This is a genomic window from Paenibacillus spiritus (genome assembly GCF_008710135.1).
GTDB classification, from domain to species: domain Bacteria; phylum Bacillota; class Bacilli; order Paenibacillales; family Paenibacillaceae; genus Paenibacillus_AQ; species Paenibacillus_AQ glufosinatiresistens.
The window spans coordinates 412940-430840 of sequence record NZ_VYKK01000004.1; the positions used below are offsets into that span (position 1 = coordinate 412940).

15 protein-coding genes are annotated in these 17901 nt (G+C 56.8%); all 15 read right to left on the reverse strand.

From position 1 onward, the window contains the following. Positions 1-11 precede the first annotated feature (11 nt). Positions 12-1904: a stage V sporulation protein D gene (locus F4V43_RS03720; RefSeq protein ID WP_411898446.1), complete on the reverse strand. Its 1893-nt coding sequence runs from the start codon at positions 1902-1904 to the stop codon at positions 12-14. Positions 1905-2024: 120 nt separating this feature from the next. Next, entirely contained in the window at positions 2025-4247 is a 2223-nt protein-coding gene (locus F4V43_RS03725) for a penicillin-binding transpeptidase domain-containing protein (protein ID WP_150456895.1), read from the reverse strand. 101 nt (positions 4248-4348) lie between these two features. Beyond that, positions 4349-4741: a hypothetical protein gene (locus tag F4V43_RS03730; protein WP_223879761.1), complete on the reverse strand. Its 393-nt coding sequence runs from the start codon at positions 4739-4741 to the stop codon at positions 4349-4351. 35 nt (positions 4742-4776) lie between these two features. Next, entirely contained in the window at positions 4777-5730 is a 954-nt protein-coding gene (rsmH, locus tag F4V43_RS03735; RefSeq protein WP_150456896.1) for a 16S rRNA (cytosine(1402)-N(4))-methyltransferase RsmH, read from the reverse strand. Between the two features lie 38 nt (positions 5731-5768). Continuing rightward, the gene (gene mraZ, locus F4V43_RS03740; protein WP_150456897.1) at positions 5769-6206 is read right to left on the reverse strand and encodes a division/cell wall cluster transcriptional repressor MraZ; all 438 of its coding nucleotides are present in this window, start codon (positions 6204-6206) and stop codon (positions 5769-5771) included. Between the two features lie 347 nt (positions 6207-6553). Beyond that, positions 6554-7825, reverse strand: a complete 1272-nt coding sequence (locus tag F4V43_RS03745) for an adenosylhomocysteinase (RefSeq protein ID WP_150456898.1) — start codon at positions 7823-7825, stop codon at positions 6554-6556. Positions 7826-7865: 40 nt separating this feature from the next. Further along, entirely contained in the window at positions 7866-9494 is a 1629-nt protein-coding gene (gene bshC, locus F4V43_RS03750) for a bacillithiol biosynthesis cysteine-adding enzyme BshC (RefSeq protein ID WP_150456899.1), read from the reverse strand. A gap of 127 nt (positions 9495-9621) precedes the next feature. Beyond that, positions 9622-10542 carry an ABC transporter ATP-binding protein gene (locus F4V43_RS03755; RefSeq protein ID WP_150456900.1) on the reverse strand — a complete coding sequence of 307 codons (921 nt, stop codon included), beginning with the start codon at positions 10540-10542 and terminating at the stop codon, positions 9622-9624. Beyond that, positions 10539-11534: an ABC transporter ATP-binding protein gene (locus tag F4V43_RS03760; RefSeq protein WP_150456901.1), complete on the reverse strand. Its 996-nt coding sequence runs from the start codon at positions 11532-11534 to the stop codon at positions 10539-10541. The genes F4V43_RS03755 and F4V43_RS03760 overlap by 4 nt, the downstream gene beginning before the upstream one ends. Before the next feature lie 12 nt (positions 11535-11546). After that, entirely contained in the window at positions 11547-12494 is a 948-nt protein-coding gene (locus F4V43_RS03765) for an ABC transporter permease (RefSeq protein ID WP_150456902.1), read from the reverse strand. Next, positions 12495-13427 carry an ABC transporter permease gene (locus tag F4V43_RS03770; RefSeq protein ID WP_150456903.1) on the reverse strand — a complete coding sequence of 311 codons (933 nt, stop codon included), beginning with the start codon at positions 13425-13427 and terminating at the stop codon, positions 12495-12497. It abuts the gene before it with no gap. Positions 13428-13676: 249 nt separating this feature from the next. Continuing rightward, a complete protein-coding gene (locus tag F4V43_RS03775) occupies positions 13677-15410 on the reverse strand; it encodes a peptide ABC transporter substrate-binding protein (RefSeq protein ID WP_150456904.1) in 1734 nt (577 codons plus the stop codon). A gap of 151 nt (positions 15411-15561) precedes the next feature. Next, positions 15562-15948, reverse strand: a complete 387-nt coding sequence (locus F4V43_RS03780; RefSeq protein ID WP_150456905.1) for a DUF3397 domain-containing protein — start codon at positions 15946-15948, stop codon at positions 15562-15564. Positions 15949-15954: 6 nt separating this feature from the next. After that, the gene (locus F4V43_RS03785; protein ID WP_150456906.1) at positions 15955-16914 is read right to left on the reverse strand and encodes a ketopantoate reductase family protein; all 960 of its coding nucleotides are present in this window, start codon (positions 16912-16914) and stop codon (positions 15955-15957) included. Positions 16915-17032: 118 nt separating this feature from the next. Then, on the reverse strand, positions 17033-17683 hold the full coding sequence (locus tag F4V43_RS03790) for an RsfA family transcriptional regulator (RefSeq protein WP_150456907.1): 651 nt from the start codon (positions 17681-17683) through the stop codon (positions 17033-17035). Positions 17684-17901: the final 218 nt, after the last annotated feature.

Below are 17901 nucleotides of genomic sequence, written 5' to 3' on the forward strand. Positions count from 1 at the left end.
GGTCCTTATCATTATGGACGGGAGGCTCCCATGTAAATCCGGATCGTCGAGCCCCGCTCGACCCGCGCCCCTGCTTTGGGCGCCTGGCTGACCACCGTGTCTCCGGTACCCGAGCGGACCAGATTGAAGTTCATGTTCATCTCTTCGTAAATATCCTGCACGCTGGCTCCCGTCAGATCGGGCACCGTAACGATCGGCGTCTCGCCGTACTTGTATTCCTTCGCCAGCTGATCGGTCCGCGGCGGCACCTTGAGCACATTCAGCGCATCCCGTAAAATGCTCTGCACAATCGGCGCCGCAACCACGCCGCCGAACTGAATCCCCTTCGGGTTGTCGACCGCCGTATACACGACGATCTGCGGATCGTCGGCCGGCGCGAAGCCGATGAACGAGACGATATGCTCCGTCGCCGAATACCGGCCGTTGACGACCTTCTGGGCGGTCCCCGTCTTGCCGCCGACCCGGTAGCCGTCAATGAAGGCCGGGCGGCCGGTTCCCTTGGCCACCACGCTCTCCAGCGCAGCCCGGACCTTGGCCGAGGTCTCCGCGGAGATGACCCGCCGGACCAGCTCCGGCTTCACCTCGGATACCGTCGCGCCGGTGTCCGGATTGATCCACGCCTTGGCGACATGCGGCTTAAAAAGGTTGCCTCCGTTGATGGCGGCCGATACCGCCGCCACCTGCTGGATCGGGGTGACCGAGACCCCCTGCCCGAAGGCCGTGGTCGCCAGTTCGACCGGTCCGACCCGCGAAGGCTTGAACAGAATGCCGTTCTCCTCGCCGTTCAGGTCGATTCCCGTCTTCGTTCCGAACCCGAAATTGCGGATGTACTGGAACAGCGTGTCTTTACCAAGCCGCATGCCGAGTGTGACAAAGCCGGGGTTGCAGGAATTCTCGACAACCTGCAGGAAGGTCTCGCTGCCGTGCCCGCCTTTCTTCCAGCACCGCAGCCGGGCTCCTCCGACCTCAATGTAGCCGGGATCGTAGAAGCGTTCGTTCGCCAGATCCACCTTCTTCTCCTCCAGCGCGGCGGCAAGCGTAATAATCTTGAAGGTGGAGCCGGGCTCGTAGGTCATCCAAATCGGAAGATTCCGGTTGTATACAGCCGAATCGTATTCCTGATAGTGCGCCGGTTCATAGGACGGCCGGCTGGCCATCGCCAGAATCTCCCCGGTCTTCGGATTCATGGCAATCGCCCAGCTGGCGTTCGCCTGATATTTCACCATGGCCTGGTCCAGCTCCCGCTCCATGATCGACTGAATATCCTTGTCGATGGTCAGCTCGAGGCTCAACCCGTCCTGCGGCTTGTCGTAGATCTCCGAGGAGCCCGGCATCAGCCGTCCGGCGGCATCGGACAAATAGGAGATATCCCCTCCGATTCCCTCCAGCTTCTTGTCGTACTTGCTCTCGATCCCCGTAATTCCCTGATTGTCGATGCCGGTGAATCCGAGGATATGCGCAGCCAGGTCCCCGTAGGGATAATACCGCTTGCTGTCTTCGGCGACCACGATGCCGGGCAGCTGCAAGTCGCGGATGGTCCGGGCCAGCTCGACCGTGATTTTGCGGCCGCCGGGCTGCAGCCGCACCGTCGCCTTGAACTGCGACAGCATGTCCTTCAGCTTCTCCTGGGTCATGCCGAGCAGCGGTGCCAGCCGGGCAGCCGTCGCTTCTTTATCCTTAACCTGGACCGGAACGGCATAGACCGTCGGCGTGCTGATATTGTAGGCCAGCGGCACGCCCTGGCGGTCCAGAATTTCACCCCGTTTGGCCGTAAAGGGAATGTTGCGCCGCCAGGATTCCTCCGCCTTGGCCGACAATTCGCTTCCTTCGGACAGTTGGACGTAAGCCAGCCGGACGACCAGCGCGCCGAACAGCATGACCAGCCCCAGCAGCGTCCACAGCATGCGCCGCCGGGTGACGACTCTGGATACTCTCAACTCTCATCCCCGCTTTCCCGTATAGTGACATGCCTTCTTTCCTACATGCCTATTCGGGACAGGTACGGGTTAGAACAAGCCTCGGGGTCAGCCGCCTTCTCCCCCGTCTTCCCCGGGAGGCTCGCTCGGCACGGGAATCTGCTCGCCGTATTTGTTGACCGGCGCAAGCTCCAGACTGACCTCGGTCCGGCCGTTCACTACCGTCTGCGTCTGCTTCGAGACATAGCCTTCGCCGCTGACGTGAATGCCGACCTTCAAGAGACTCAGCACCTCCAGCGCATCGCGCAGCGACTGCCCGGACAGATCCGGGATAACCGGCTTGTCGGTGGCCTCGCCGATGAGATAGATCTTCTGGCCGGTGGCAAGCGCCGTGCCCGCCGGCGGATACTGGCTGACGACTGAACTGCCAGTGCCTACGGAATCGAAATCATAGCCCTGATTCAGCAGCTCATTGCGGGCTGTCTGGAGCGGCTTGCCCACCATATTCGGAGCAGTGCGGACGGCTGCGGCCTTCTTGCCGCTTGCCGTCTCCTTGGCGGCGCCGCTCTCGTCCTTGCTGGAGAACTCCTTGGGCACACCCATGTACTCCAGCGACTGGGAGACGATCTTCTTGAACACCGGGGCTGCCAGGGCGCCCCCGCCGTCATTCGTATTCGCTTCGTCGATAATGACGATGACCGCAATCTTCGGATCATTGACCGGCGCGTAGCCGATAAAGGATACGATATTTTTTGTATAATCGTACTTGCCGTTGACAGGCTTCACCGCGGTGCCGGTCTTACCGGCCACACGATAGCCGTCAATATAAGCTTTGCGGCCGGTGCCGATCTTCTGGTCGGCGACAACCTGCTCGAGATAGAGCCCCGTCTTCTTGGCCGTCTCTTCCGAGATGACCTGACGCACAACCTCCGGCTTGGTGACAGTCTTCTCGCCGTTGTTCGGATTGTCGATCTCCTTGACGACATACGGCTTCATCAGCTTGCCGCCGTTGGCGACCGCCGACACCGCGGCGAGCTGCTGGATAGGCGTGACCTGCACCTTCCCGTGGCCGAAGGTCATCGTCGCGTATTCGACCTCCCACTTCGGCGTAATCCGGCCGGCGACTTCGCCGGGCAGATCGATACCGGTCTTCTGGTCAAAACCGAAATCTTCAATATATTTAACCAGCCGCTCCTTGCCCAGCATCTCGTAGCCCAGATTGATGAAGGCCACGTTGCTGGAACGCTTCACGCCTTCCAGATAGGTGATTGTGCCCCAGCCGGCCCGCTTGCTGTCATGCAGCTGCGTTCCCTTGATCCGGATGGAACCCGACATATAGGTGGCATTGGGATCAAAAATGTTCTCCTCGATCGCGCTGGCCAGAGTGACGATCTTGAAGGTGGAACCCGGTTCATAGATCGACTTGATCGCATGGTTATAAAAATCTTTCTGGTCTTTCGTCGCCCCGTAATTATTCGGATTAAAGGTCGGCAGGTTGGCCAGCCCGAGAATCTCCATCGTATTGGGATCGGCGGCGATCACGGTCATGCTCTTCGGATGATACTCGTTGAACGTCTCTTTCATGGCATCCTGGATATAATACTGAATCGTGCTGTCGATCGTTAATTTCAGGCTGCTTCCGTTGACGGCCGGCTCGTAGGCCTCTTTGCCGTCGGGAAGCTTGTAGCCCTTGCCGTCGCTCTGATAATCCAAGAAACCGTCTTTTCCTTTAAGCTGATTATTGTAGAAGTATTCCAGCCCGGCCACCGGTTTCCCGTCGCGGTCGGTATAGCCCAGCACATGGGCGGCCAGATCTTCCTTCGGGTAATAGCGCTTCTGGTCCCGGACCCAGCCGATGCCGGTCTCCTGGATCTTATGCTCCTTGGCCAGCTTCTCGGAGAATTCCGTGATCTTGTCGGCCACTTCCTGCCCGACCTTCCAGCCCTCGCTCCGAACCTCGCGGTTCTTCAGCAGCTTGCCGTCCTCGCCTTTGGCGTCGATAAGCTGTTCCAATTCATTCACCGGCTTGCCCAGAATCTCATGCAGCCCCTCGACCACCTCGTCGCGGATGCCCTGTTCATGGATAACCTGCGGCTCCACCACCACGGTGTAGGCCGGAACATCGCTCGCCAGCACAATGCCGTTGCGGTCGGTGATCTGTCCCCTCTGGGCTTTCAGGACCGAGGTGTGGCTCCATTGCTTCAGGGCATAATCCTTCCAGGAATCGGCGGCCCAGACCTGAATCCAGAAGACCCGGCCGACCAGAACAAGAAAAAAGAGGGTGATGCACCCTCCGATAAACAGTGTGCGCAGCTTAATCCGCTTGACCATACGCAAACCTCACAACCTTTTATTTTGAGAATCCAAATTCAAGCCGAGAAAACAGATGCCTTCCCTCTGCAGGGAAGGCCAGGTCGTACCCTCATGAAGTTCTAGTTGCCGCCTTTGGTGCTGACAGGCTTGGGCTCCACCGAAATGTAAGTCTCGCTATCCGGCATCCGGTAGCCCTGGGCCTTGGCTTTGTCCACAACCTGCTGTTCCAGTTCCTGCTTCTGCATCTGATACACGGCAATTTGCCGTTTGGTCTGGGCGATCTCGCCGTCGAGTGTCTGCGCCTGCTTGTTCAGGTCGTAGATATGTACGTAGCGCCACACCAGGACGCCGGCTACGAGAACGAACAACGCCAGAGTCAGCAGATACCGGAGCTTCTCCTGCAAAGGGAGCGGCGTCCGCCGGGTAACCACTTTGGTCTTCTCGCGGTAGCGCGGGTTCGATTCCGGTTTCCTCTGCGGTTGAACGGCCAGATTGCCGCGGGTATACGCCATCTGTTGACTCTCCTTTGTCCCCATTTGGTTTCAGCTTACAATTTCTCGGCGATCCGGAGCTTGGACGAACGGGCGCGCGGATTGTGCTCCAGTTCGGCCTCTCCGGGTACGATGGCTTTGCGGTTCACCAGCTTCAAAGTTCCCTTACTGTTGCAGACACACATGGGAAAATCCGGAGGACAGGTACACTTGCCCACATAACTTCCCAGAATTTGCTTGCAGATCCGGTCTTCCAGCGAATGAAACGTAATGACCGATACCCGTCCCCCCGGCGCCAGACAGCGAACTGCGGCATGCAGCGCTTCTTCCAGAGCGCCCAGTTCATCGTTGACTGCGATGCGCAGGCCCTGGAAGCTGCGTTTGGCCGGATGGCCGCCGGTGCGGCGGGTCGCCGCGGGTATAGCCTCCTTGACTATATCGGCTAATTCTCCTGTACTATTAATAGGCCGGACCGCACGGCGTTCGATAATCTTGCCGGCGATTCTTCGGGAGAATTTCTCTTCTCCGTATTGAAAAAGCACCCGGGCGATCTCCTGCTCCGGCCATTCGTTCACAATCTCCCAGGCGGTCAATTCCGCCTGCTGATCCATTCGCATATCCAGCGGAGCGTCATGGTTATAGCTGAATCCCCGCTCCCCCTCGTCGAACTGCGGCGAGGATACGCCCAGATCGAACAGAATTCCGTCCACCTGAGGGACTCCGTTCGCCTGCGGAACCCATTCAAGCGATCTCAGCGCATCTTCCAATTCGCGGAAGTTGGTGCGGACCAGCGTTACCTTGTCCCCATAGGGAGCCAGTCTTTCCCGGGCATTGTCCAATGCCCAGTCGTCCTGATCCAGTGCAATCAGATGGCCTCCTTCACCCAGTCTGGAACAGATCCGCTCGCTGTGCCCGGCCCCGCCGAGCGTGCAGTCTACGTAAATGCCGTCTGGTCGGATATTCAGTCCTTCCGTCGCTTCTTCTTTCAGAACCGTGATGTGATGAAACAAGCTGCAGCCCTCCAAAACGCCTGATCGCAATTCTCTTCCTACAAATCAAAATTGAAATCCACCAGTTTCTCGGCAATTTCATTGAACGACCCTTCCGACTCTTCGCAGTACCGTTCCCAGAGTTCCTTGTTCCAGATCTCCACCCGGTTCGATACGCCCAGCACGGCGCAGTCCTTGTCGAGCTTGGCATACTGCCTCAAGACCGCCGGCACGTTCACCCGGCCCTGCTTGTCCCACTGGCATTCCGTCGCCCCCGAGAAGAAGAAGCGGCTGAATGCGCGGGCCTCCGATTTCATCAGAGAGAGGCTCTTCAGCTTGTGTTCCATCATGCCCCATTCACTCATGGGATAAACAAACAGACAGGAGTCAAGTCCGCGGGTAATCACAAAGGAGGACCCGAGCAGTTCACGGAACCGGGCCGGAATGATGATGCGGCCTTTCTCGTCTATGCTGTGCTGGTATTCCCCCATAAACATCGGCTTGCCCACCCCTTGGCCGCGATTCCCCACTTCACTCCACTTTTCACCACTTAAGCATAATAGATTCGCCGCCAAAAATCAAAACCCTTCTTCCGGTAAAAGGGAATTGTTACCGGCAGACTGCCAGCGGTTCCGGCACAGCCCGCCGGTGCGTTGTCGAATCGCCGCTCTTCTGTCCGGCTCCGATTTCGCGGTTCCATTCTTTTTCTTCCATTATATAGGTGAATATTGGACAGGTCTCTCCGCAACAGCCGACAGCGTCTGCGGGGGCTTTCAACAGCAAACGGCAGCCCGGGGAATGTCTCTTCCCGGGCTGCCGCCAATCAGTCAAGCGGTATAAAGGATCAGTCGTTCAGGTTCCAGCTGTCCAGATAAGCCATCTGCTCTTGCGTCAGCGTGTCGATGCCGATGTTCATACTCTGAAGCTTGTACCGGGCGACCTGTTCGTCCAGCTCATACGGCACGTTCTGGACGGTAGCTCCCAGTCTCTCATAGTTGTCGTTGACATACTTCAGCGACAAGGCCTGGAGCGCGAATGTCATATCCATGATCTCGGCCGGATGGCCGTCGGCAGCGCCAAGGTTGACGAGCCGTCCCTCCGCGAGCAGGTACAGCTTGCGGCCGTCCTTCAGCTCGTATTCTTCGATATTACGGCGCACTGTCCGCTTGGCTGCAGAACGCTCGTCCAGATCCGGCTTGCACACTTCCACATCGAAGTGGCCGGCGTTGCACATAATAGCGCCGTCCTTCATGACGTCGAACTGCTCGCCGCGGATTACATAGCGGTTGCCGGTCACCGTCACGAAGAAGTCGCCGAGCTTCGCCGCTTCCGTGATCGGCATGACCTGGAAGCCGTCCATATGGGCTTCCACCGCCTTGATGGCATCCACTTCAGTCACGATAACGTTGGCGCCAAGGCCCTTGGCGCGCATGGCCACCCCTTTGCCGCACCAGCCGTAGCCGACGACGACCACATTTTTGCCGGCCACCATCAGATTCGTCGTCCGGACAATGCCATCCCACGCGGATTGGCCTGTTCCGTAGCGGTTGTCGAACAGATGCTTGCAGTAGGCGTCATTGACGGCCACCATAGGGAACTTGAGCAGTCCCTGCTTCTTCAGGGCCTTCAGCCGAATGATGCCCGTGGTCGTCTCTTCCGCGCCGCCGCGCAGATTCTCCATCAGATCAGGACGTTCCGAATGCAGGAGGGTGGCAAAATCGCCGCCATCGTCAATGATGAGATCCGGCTTGCTCTCCAGCGCCTTGATGTTAAGCGCCTTGAACTCTTCGGGACCCGGATTGTACTTGGCAAAGACCGTAATGCCGTCTTCGACCAGCGCCGCGCATACATCGTCCTGTGTCGATAGCGGATTCGATCCGGTAATCGTGACTTCCGCGCCCCCGGCCTGAACCACCTTGGCCAGATAAGCGGTCTTCGCTTCCAGATGCAGGGTGATCGAGACCTTCAGGCCCTTGAACGGCTGCTCCTTGGCGAACTGCTCGGCAATCCGGTTCAGCACCGGCATATGCCGGCGGACCCAGTCGATCTTGAGATGGCCTTCCGCCGCCAGCGACATGTCGGCGACGATGCTTTTGCCCATAGAATTGGAACTCATTGAAATCCCTCCCGATAGATATAGGGCCTCCGCCCGCTTCTTACATATACACAACCCGGTGAATCCCCGAATAATCCGGCGGCAGCTCCAGAAGCCCGTCCACCCAGGACAGCCCGTACCGGTTCAAGTAATGCGTTACATTATAGACCCGTTCCTGCGGACGGCCCAGCGGCATCAGCGAGCGTTCGATCCGTTCCCACTGGCGCAGTCCGGCATCGCTCTGCTTGGCGAGCGCATCCATGACTTTATTCTGCAGGAAGGCGATCTGGTCGGCAATCTTCTCCTTGTTGCTTGTTCCCAGCTTGACCAGCCCGGCCTGCACCCGGCCAATCTCTTCAATCAGTGGGTCATACATGGCGGCAAAAGCGGCCTTGGTTTCTTCAAACCGCCGGGCGAGCCCGCGCTCATCCTGCCCTTCCAGCCAGCTTGCCCGCTTCTCCTCCAGACCCTGTACGACGTCCTGGAACGAAAGGCCGAATTTCTCCATATGCTTCTGTGTAGTCCCTTCGACCATCGTATACGACATGCGGGGAAGAATCGGCGGTAGGCGCCGGCCCACCGTCTCGAACGCCCGGCGCGTAATCGCCCAGTAGGCGATTTCGCCCTGGCCGAGCACGGTTGCGAGCACCGGAAGCACATAATCCTGCATCAGCGGCCGGGTCAGCACATTGTTGCTGAAGCGCTCCGGGTGCAGCTCCAGCGTCTCCAGCAGCTGCTCTTCCGTGAACGACACCGTCTCCTTGCGGTCCGTGAAGCGTCCATTCTTCTTGACCAGCAGCAGACGCGCTCCTTCGTGGATGTAAAATAAATTGGCGCCGCCCGTCTCGACGTTCGCCTGAAGCTCATAGCCCCCGCTCCGGATTTCCCCGGCGGCCGCATGGTAAGACGCCTCCAGCTCGTCGTTCTCCCGGATCAGGCGGCGGAACAGCGGCTGCTCCAGCTTGCGCAGCTCGGGGTCGGCCGAATCCAGCAGTACCAGCCCGTGCTTGCCGAACAGACGGCCCATTAGCATGGCAAAAGCATCGCTCAGATTATCCGCCGCAGCTCCGCTGCGGACCAGCTCCATGACCTCGGATTTGAAGTCGCTCTCCTGCAGCAGCTTCTCCAGCTCGTCCGCCGCCCGGCTCCACTCTTCTTCTTGCAGCCGGACCAGACTGACCGGCGATTTGCCGCCGGCCGCATGCTCCATCCGGATTCGGGCCACTTCTCCCGAAGGGCTCAGCACATAGGTATGATTGACCTCATCCCAGTCATGGTCTTCGCCGGCGATCCAGAACACCGGGACCACCGGCCGTTTCAGCGTCTCGGACGCCTCTCTCGCCGCAGCGATCAGCGTAACCGCCTTGTACACGACGAGCAGCGGACCCGTGAACAATCCGCTCTGCTGGCCGCCGGCAACCACCAGGGTCTCCTGCCGCTTCAGCAATTCCAGCGAAGCCGCCACGGCCTCATGCCCGTTCAGCCGCCCGTTGTAGGCGGACAGAACGGCGAACAGCTCCTCGCGGCCGGCCCGGTCCGATTCCGTCTGATCCAGCCAATGAGCCCGATTCTGTATATCTTCGATGCTGCGAAATTCGCCCCCATAGAGGGACAAAGCGCTCTCCCGGCGTTCCAGGAACTCCCGGGCCAGCGCATTCCCTCCGGGCAGCGGCTCCGGCACTACATTCATGTCGCGACTGCCTCCTGTTCTCTCTCTAGCTCCTATGATTGTATCCAATGCGGCAAGTTCCGTCAAAACGGAAAGGCCGGAACGACCAACAAAAAGACGGCGTTCACTCTGGAACGCCGTCCTTGTCTTATGCGAATTCTTGGGATACCCAATGTCCCTTGGATACTTCAACCAGCTGTGTCTTCGATTCGTCGGTCTTCTCTTCCGCCGAGTAAATCGGGCTGCCCAGCTCGTCGTGCAGAATGATCCGCTTCTTGTTGACCTCGATCTCCGGGTCCGGAATCGGAATGGCCGACAGCAGCGATTTGGTGTACGGATGAACCGGATTGGCATAGAGCTCTTCGCTCTCGGCCAGTTCGACCATCTTGCCCAGATACATAACGGCGACGCGGTCGCTGATATGCTTGACCATCGACAGGTCATGCGCAATGAAGAGATACGTCAGGCCGAGACGGCTCTGCAGTTCCTTCAGCAGGTTGACCACCTGAGCCTGAATGGACACGTCCAGGGCAGAGATCGGCTCATCGCAGACAATGAACTTCGGATTGACCGCGAGCGCGCGGGCAATGCCGATACGCTGGCGCTGGCCGCCGGAGAATTCGTGCGGATAGCGGGTCGCGTGGTCATGGTTCAGACCTACCATGTCCAGGAGCTCCTCAATCCGTTTCTTGCGTTCGAGGCGGCTACCTGCCAGACCGTGAATGTCCAGCGCCTCGCCGATGATGTCCGATACCGTGAAGCGCGGATTCAGCGACGCATACGGGTCCTGGAAAATCATCTGCATGTCGCGGCGCATGGCTTTCATTTTGCCGGGCGACAGTTTGTAGATATCCGTTCCGTTGAACTTGACGCTGCCCGCCGTCGGTTCATACAGCCGGAGGACGGTACGGCCGGCCGTCGTCTTGCCGCAGCCGGATTCCCCTACCATGCCGAGCGTTTCGCCTTCACGGATCGAGAAGCTGATGTTATCGACCGCTTTGAGCACCTTGCCTTTGCCGACGTTGAAATATTTCTTGAGGCCTTCGACCTCGATCAGTTGCTTGCTCAAGAGTGCTGTACCTCCTTGGCCATCGGATGAAGATTCCAGCAGCGCGCCATATGCGTCTCGCTGAAGACCGTGGCATCCGGATCGATATGCTCGCACACATGCATGGCTTCACTGCAGCGCGCTGTGAACGGACATCCGATCGGCGGTTTGATGAGATCGGGCGGTGTGCCGACGATCGGAACCAGCGGATCGCCTTTCTTCTGGTCCAGACGCGGCATCGAGCGCAGCAGTCCCTTGGTGTACGGATGCTGCGGGTTCTTGAAGATTTCCCAACGGGTTCCGGTCTCGACGACTTCTCCCGCATACATTACGATGACGCGGTCACACATGCCGGCAACCACACCGAGGTCATGGGTAATGAGAATGATCGAGGTTCCCAGCTTCTGCTGCATATCCTTCATGACTTCCATGATCTGAGCCTGAATGGTTACGTCCAGAGCTGTTGTCGGTTCGTCCGCAATCAGCAGCGCCGGCCGGCAAGCAAGCGCAATCGCGATCATGACGCGCTGCCGCATCCCGCCGGAGAATTCGTGAGGATATTGGTTAAAGCGGGCCTCCGCATTCTTGATGCCTACAAGCTTCAACATTTCAATGCCCTGTTCTTTGGCTTTGGCCGCCGACATTTTCTGATGTTTGGTTAGCACTTCCGTGATCTGCTTGCCTACCTTGATGGTAGGGTTAAGGGATGTCATCGGGTCCTGAAAAATCATTCCAATGTCTTTGCCGCGAATGCTCTCCATTTGTTTCATGCTCTTCTTGAGAATATCTTCACCCTGGAAGATAATTTCGCCCTTCTTCACCAAGGAAGGAGGAGAAGGGATCAACCGCATGATCGATTGGGCGGTAACGCTCTTGCCGCTGCCGGATTCGCCGACAATGGCTACCGTCTCGCCTTTGCCAATCTCGAAGTTCATGCCCCGAACGGCCTGTACCTCGCCGCCCTTCACAAAGAACGACACATGCAGGTCCTTGACCTGTAGAATGGGTTCCATCTGATTCACCTCCTACTTCTTCAATTTGGGATCGAGCGCATCGCGAAGCCCGTCGCCGAAGATGTTGAACGCCAGCATCATCAAACTGATGAGAATGGCCGGGAACAGCATCTGCCACGGATACGCGAGCCATACACCCAAAGCATCGTTAATCATCGAACCGAGAGAAGCTCTCGGAGCCTGTACGCCAAGGCCGAGGAAGCTCAGGAACGCTTCGGCGAAGATGGCGCTCGGTACGTCCAGCGTAACCGTAACGATGATCGGTCCCACTGCATTCGGCAGCAGATGCTTGAAGAGCAGGCGGTTGGAGCTGGCGCCCATCGAACGGGAAGCCAGAATGAATTCGCGGTTCTTGAGCTGAATCATTTCACCGCGGACAATCCAGGCCATGCTGATCCAGCCGGTAATGGACAGAGCCAGGATAATGGTCCACAAGCTCGGTTCCATAACAACCAGCAGCATGATAACAACCAGCAGGTAAGGAATAGAGTAGAGAATTTCGGAAATCTTATTCATAATGCTGTCCGTGCGGCCGCCCAGGAAGCCCATGATGCCGCCGTAGATAACCCCGATAATCAGGTCGATGGCCGCTGCGGCCAGACCGACGATCAGCGAGATCCGCGCGCCGTACCAGGTACGAACGAACACGTCGCGTCCGAGCGTATCGGTACCGAACCAGTGGTCCGCATTCGGACCTACGTTCGTATTCAGCAAATCATTGGATTGATAGTCATACTTGGAAAACCAAGGGCCAACAATGGCCGCCAGTGCGATCACAACGAGCACACCGAGAGCCGTCAAAGCTACCTTGTTCTGGCGAAGCCGCTGCCACGCATCCTGCCAAGCCGAAAGGCTCTCACGCTGGATGACTTCCGCTTCCTTCTGGTCAACGCCAATTTTCTGAAAGTCTTCCGGTTTCAGATTTACGTTTGAAGTTGTCAATTGTTCAGAAGCCATCATTTAGCCCTCCTTTCCACTTGTCAGTTTGATGCGCGGATCGACGAACACGTAAGCGATATCCGTAATGAAACGGGCAACCATCAGCAGAACGCCGTAGAAGATGGTAATCCCCATGATGATCGGGTAATCGCGCGTGCTGATGGATTCGACAAATTGCTTGCCGATGCCGCCAATCCCGAAAATCTGCTCGATTACGACAGAGCCGGTGACAATGTTCGCCGTCATGGGACCCATGTACGTCACAACCGGCAGAATGCCGTTGCGGAGCACGTGCTTGAAGAGAATCGAGAACCAGTTAAGGCCCTTGGCCTTCGCTGTCTTGATATAGTCCGCACTAAGCACTTCGAGCATGCTCGAACGGGTCAGACGGGCGATGAAGGCAATCGGCGACGCGGATAGGGCCATGACCGGCAGGACATAATCCTTGGCCGAGCGGAAGCCCATGACATTAAAGATATGGAACTTGGATGCGAACAAATACTGCAGCATGGTGGCGAGCACGAAGCTCGGCACCGCAATGCCAAGTACGGCGATTACCATGAGAACGCTGTCGATCAGTTTGCGGTGGTACAGTGCAGCCAGCATCCCCAGAAGGACACCGATTACAACGGACACAATAATGGCGACAACGCCGAGCTTCAATGAAGCGGTGAACGTCTGGCTGATAATGTGCGTAACGTCCTGGTTCAACCGCTTCATGGAAACACCGAAGTCCCCCTTAACCACATTGCCCAAATATTTGAAATACTGCTCGTAGACGGGCTTGTCCAGCCCGTACTGCTCGTACAACCGCTGCCGGATTTCATCCGGTACTTTCTTTTCCGATGTGAATGGATCGCCCGGAATGGCTTTCATCAGAAAAAAAGTGGCGGAAATCAGCACAAGCAGTGAAACAAGCATATAGAAAAACTTATTCGCAACATAGCGTATCATGCCCGTCAACACCTCCTTTGACTTAGTTTCTGCCCACTTCATCGGCAATTTTGCCTTTGAAGCCTTTTTCGCACATAATTCGATTTTATGAAAAAAAAGCCCCGTTGTCTATTTGCTTATTTTGTAAATGTGATAAACGTTTGACAAAGAGGCGGACATACAAAAAAAAGGGATATATATGGAGACCCACATATATATCCCGAAGTTACAGTGTTCCTTCAGTGATCTTCTATTCAGTTCCGTTCGATCTTAGTGCTCGAGCAGGTAAGCGCGAGTCAGGTCAAGGGCACCGCTGAAGTCAAGCGTTGCGCCCTTCACATAAGGCTTCGTGAGGGAGTTGTTGGTGTAGTAGTACAGCGGAATCAGAATCATATCGTCCTGGATAATCATCTTCTCGGCTTCGGCGAACTTCTCCTGGCGAACAGCCAGATCGGAAGTCGATTTAGCTTCCTGGATCAGCTTGTCGTAAGCAGGGTTAGCATAACCGGTGTCGTTGTTACCGCCGCCAGTTACCCACATATCCAGGAACGTCATCGGATCATTATAGTCAGCCGTCCAGCCTGCACGGGCAACCTGATACTGCAGATGCTGACGGTTCTCGATGAATACCGCCCACTCCTGGTTCTCCAGCTTCACTTCAACGCCCAGGTTCTTCTTCCACATGTCGCCGATGGCCAGGGCAATCTTCTTGTGGCCTTCGCTTGTGTTATAGGAGAGCGTGAAGGCTGGCAGGGAAGTCAGACCTTCTTCTTTCAGACCTTCGGCAAGCAGAGCCTTCGCCTGTTCAACGTCTTCTTTGAAGAAGTCGTCTTTCACAGCCGTACGGTATTCGCCGTCAGCGCCGGCGATACCCGGAGGTACATAACCGTAAGCCGGAAGCTGTCCGCCCAGCGTTACCTTGTCGATCAGTGTCTGACGATCGATCGCCATAGCAAGCGCCTTACGGATCTTGGCATTGTTGAATGGCTTCTCTTTGACATTGAATTCGTAGTAGTAGACGCTGGCAATCCCTTTACGGTTGAATTCTTCCGGATACTTCTTCTCTACGATCGGAAGCTGTTCGGTCGGAATTTCGCCGTTCGGGCCGCCTGCGCGGTCAAGCTGCCCGCTCTCGTAAGCCTGCAGCTCGGTAGCTGCGCTGTTCACGAGGGAGAATTCGATCTTGTTAAGTTTAATGGAATCTTTATCCCAGTAGTTGTCGTTCTTGGTTACAGCCAGAGACTGGCCGGTTACCCAGTTGCTCAGCGTAAACGGACCGTTGACAATCATCGTATCCTTGTTCGTTGCCCATTTCTCGTTGCCTTCAACGGACTTATGAACCGGATAGTACGTATAGAAGCTCAGAAGTCCCAGGAAGTAAGGCGTAGGCGCCTTCAGGGTTACTTCCAGCGTCTTGTCGTCAACTGCCTTGACGCCAACCTGGTTGAAGTCGGTGACTTTCTTCTCGTAGTACTCTTGAGCATTCTTCAGGTAGTACAGCTGATAAGCATAAGGGGCCGGGTCGGCAGCGGCAGGGTTCAGAACCCGTTTCCAGGCGCGGACGAAATCGCCGGCTACGACTGGATCGCCGTTGCTCCATTTCGCGTCGCGAAGGTGGAACGTATATACCAGACCGTCGGACGAAACATCCCATTTCTCTGCGATGCCCGGCTCAGCCTGGCCCGTCTCGTCGTTCATGCGGGTCAAGCCTTCATACATCGTCTTCAGAACGGTGTTGGCCGTGCTGTCTTGAGCAAGAGCAGGGTCAAAAGTTGGAGGCTCGGAACTCAGGTTAATCTTGAGTGTCTGGTCGGAAGCCAGTTTCTCATCCGAGGCAGCTCCGCTGTCCGTGGCAGAAGCCGAAGCGGATGGAGCCTTAGAGGCAGCAGCGCCTTCGTTCGTGGCAGATTTGTTGCCATTGTTGTTGCTGCCGCATCCCGCGAGCACCGTTCCGATGACAAGAACGAGCGCGAACAGGAGCAAAAGACTTTTACTCTTCTTCATCTAGCAGTTCCCCCTAATTAGAATGTGGTATATGGTTTATGATTATACAACCAGTGGTCAAAAAAATCTATAGCTATGTTTTCAGAAAAAAATTTTTTTATAAAAACCCCGCTTAAAGTTGACGTCATTGCTTTAGTGCAGCATATAAACCTTACATGGTCTGTGATATGTATTTGATCATGCCTACTACCATGAAGAGCACGTATCCTGCTCCCATCAGCATAAAGCTGAGCCGCCATACCGCTCGGAACAGTCTTTTGCCGTCAATTTGCCCTTTCAGCCGGTTCTGGGCCCCGCCGATCAGCCCCGCCCCGATCAACACAATCAGAAGGATCAGGAAGAACCCGAAGCGCGAGTCGAAGATATTGTTGAACAGCGCCGATACGGACAACAGCAGAAACACGGTCGTCACATCCATGGCCAGAAACAGACAGCGCCTCTTCTCCAGCTTCATGAACCTGCCGATTCCGTAGACCAGGACGAACGGCAGTACGGGCAGGACACTGAGAACACCAAGAGAATTGCGGATAAACTCCACGCCGGTTCACCTCTCCTTTGCAATCATCCCTTCCACCAGCCGGGTCGCCATCCGGTTAAGCGGCGCTTCCGTTCCCGACGATTCTGCCAGTGCGGCCAGATGGCCGTTGATCCACCGGACCTCGGTCTCCCTTCCGGCCAGCACATCGGCCAGCATGGAAGAGGTATTGTCCGAAGTAGAGCGACACACGGCTACAATTCGTTCCCAGGCGTCGTTGCCGGCGTCGATTCCGCAAGAAGCCAGAATCCGCACGGATTCATCGCAAAGGAGACGCATGGCGTCCAGCCGGGCCTCCGAATCCAGCAGTTCTCCGTTCCGCACCCGCCAAATGGCGGTAAGCGGGTTGATTACGGCATTCACCAGCATTTTCCGGTAGATCAGGGTATCCACTTCATTCGACAGCCCTGTGGTAAATCCTGCTGCTTCCAGCACCTTTTGCAGCGGAATAGCATCCTCGGAATGGTCGGCCCCGCTCCCCCCGTCATATTCGCCGATCCACGTTTCTCCTTTCCCGGCATGGGTTACTTCCCGAAGGCTCCGGCCCGTTGCTCCCTCCGTCGTGACCGCGGCATACAGGCGGGCATCGGGAAGGCGTTCCCGCAGCATCGCTAAATGCCCCCCTCCGTTCTGGAGGCAGACAACCCGGACGCCGTTCCCGCGAAGCTGCGAGAGCGGTTCTGCCAAATCCCGGTGCAGCACATTCTGCTTGACGGCAAGCAGAATCCAATCCGGACTCCCGCCGGACAACCGGGCCGCAAACTCCTCTATCGGATAGGCCTGCAATCGGCCGTTCTCAGGCCGGACCGGCTCCGGACGCCCGGGCTCGTACAGCAGAAGTCCATCCCGGTTCAGCGTGTCGCTCTGCTCCCGTGTCCGGCACCAGAGCCGGACTTCGGTTCCCGATGCCGCCAGTCTGGCGGCAAAGAGCTTGCCGAGCGATCCCGCGCCAACAATATCGATTCTCATCCTCTCACCCGCCTTTTCTCCAGTATATTCGCGGCTGAAGACAAAGCAAATCCCGCCTTCTTGCGAATTAAACCGCAGGCGGGATTTCTATAGGGAACAGCGGAGACCGAACAATGCTTCAATCGATCCGCTCCAGGTTGCCGTTTGCGTCCATTTTGAAACGCGTCTTCAATTCTTCGTCCTCCTCGCTTAGAAAAGCGAGCCTTCGCGCCCGGTCCATAATCTGAATCAGCGCTTTGTAATCGTCGTTCACCACCCGGTAGTCACTCTGCGCGGAATGGACTTCCTTGGAGAGCCGTTCGTTCTCCCTCTTCAGGTCGGCCAGTTCTTCTTCCTTGTCCCGCAAATCCCGTTCCAGCATCTTGAGCTGCCTTCCCGTCTCATTGTAGGTGCCCTTCCATTGTCTCAAAAAGCGGATGACCGCGTCGATCGACAGCGAGCTTTCGCCGAATCCCGTTCCCCGTCCATACTCTTCGCTCTCTTCTCCGTATTCGAACCCCGCCACCTGCGCGCCCCGGACCGGCGTCTGTTTCTTGAGCTGGCTCTTCTTCTGGCGCTGGCTCTTCGCCAGCCCGATCGCTTCCTCATAGTTTTTGCGGACACAGCTGTTCCAGCGGAATCCGCAGGCAGCGGAGGTTCTGCCGATCTTCTCCCCCACTTCTTCAAAAGCGGCAAGCTGGGTGCTCCCTTCCCGGATATGGCGCAGGGTAATCTCGGCCAGGGTCAAATCGTCTTCCGTGCTCCATGCATCTTGTCTAACGGCTGTCATAAAGCCTAACCCTCCTAACGACATCTTTAAAATCACCGTCTTCCCGGCCGGCGGGACCGGCAGGCGAATAAGGATAAAAGCGGCATACTCATTCCTATGCCTCTCAACGAGTTCATAGAATCTATTTGATACTTATTTGTATTTCCACTTTAACCGGACCTCATACGCTATAATAAATTCATTGCATCAGAGGCTCCGCCCTGCGGAGTCTTTTTGGT

Excerpts from the sequence above, each read along its gene's own strand:
- F4V43_RS03785 (WP_150456906.1), bottom strand. The coding sequence starts at position 16,914 with ATGAGAATCGATATTGTTGGCGCGGGATCGCTCGGCAAGCTCTTTGCC.
- F4V43_RS03775 (WP_150456904.1), bottom strand. The coding sequence starts at position 15,410 with ATGAAGAAGAGTAAAAGTCTTTTGCTCCTGTTCGCGCTCGTTCTTGTC.
- F4V43_RS03730 (WP_223879761.1), bottom strand. The coding sequence starts at position 4,741 with ATGGCGTATACCCGCGGCAATCTGGCCGTTCAACCGCAGAGGAAACCG.
- F4V43_RS03760 (WP_150456901.1), bottom strand. The coding sequence starts at position 11,534 with ATGGAACCCATTCTACAGGTCAAGGACCTGCATGTGTCGTTCTTTGTG.
- mraZ (WP_150456897.1), bottom strand. The coding sequence starts at position 6,206 with ATGTTTATGGGGGAATACCAGCACAGCATAGACGAGAAAGGCCGCATC.
- F4V43_RS03765 (WP_150456902.1), bottom strand. The coding sequence starts at position 12,494 with ATGATGGCTTCTGAACAATTGACAACTTCAAACGTAAATCTGAAACCG.
- F4V43_RS03790 (WP_150456907.1), bottom strand. The coding sequence starts at position 17,683 with ATGACAGCCGTTAGACAAGATGCATGGAGCACGGAAGACGATTTGACC.
- F4V43_RS03745 (WP_150456898.1), bottom strand. The coding sequence starts at position 7,825 with ATGAGTTCCAATTCTATGGGCAAAAGCATCGTCGCCGACATGTCGCTG.
- F4V43_RS03720 (WP_411898446.1), bottom strand. The coding sequence starts at position 1,904 with ATGCTGTGGACGCTGCTGGGGCTGGTCATGCTGTTCGGCGCGCTGGTC.
- bshC (WP_150456899.1), bottom strand. The coding sequence starts at position 9,494 with ATGAATGTAGTGCCGGAGCCGCTGCCCGGAGGGAATGCGCTGGCCCGG.
- F4V43_RS03725 (WP_150456895.1), bottom strand. The coding sequence starts at position 4,247 with ATGGTCAAGCGGATTAAGCTGCGCACACTGTTTATCGGAGGGTGCATC.
- F4V43_RS03770 (WP_150456903.1), bottom strand. The coding sequence starts at position 13,427 with ATGATACGCTATGTTGCGAATAAGTTTTTCTATATGCTTGTTTCACTG.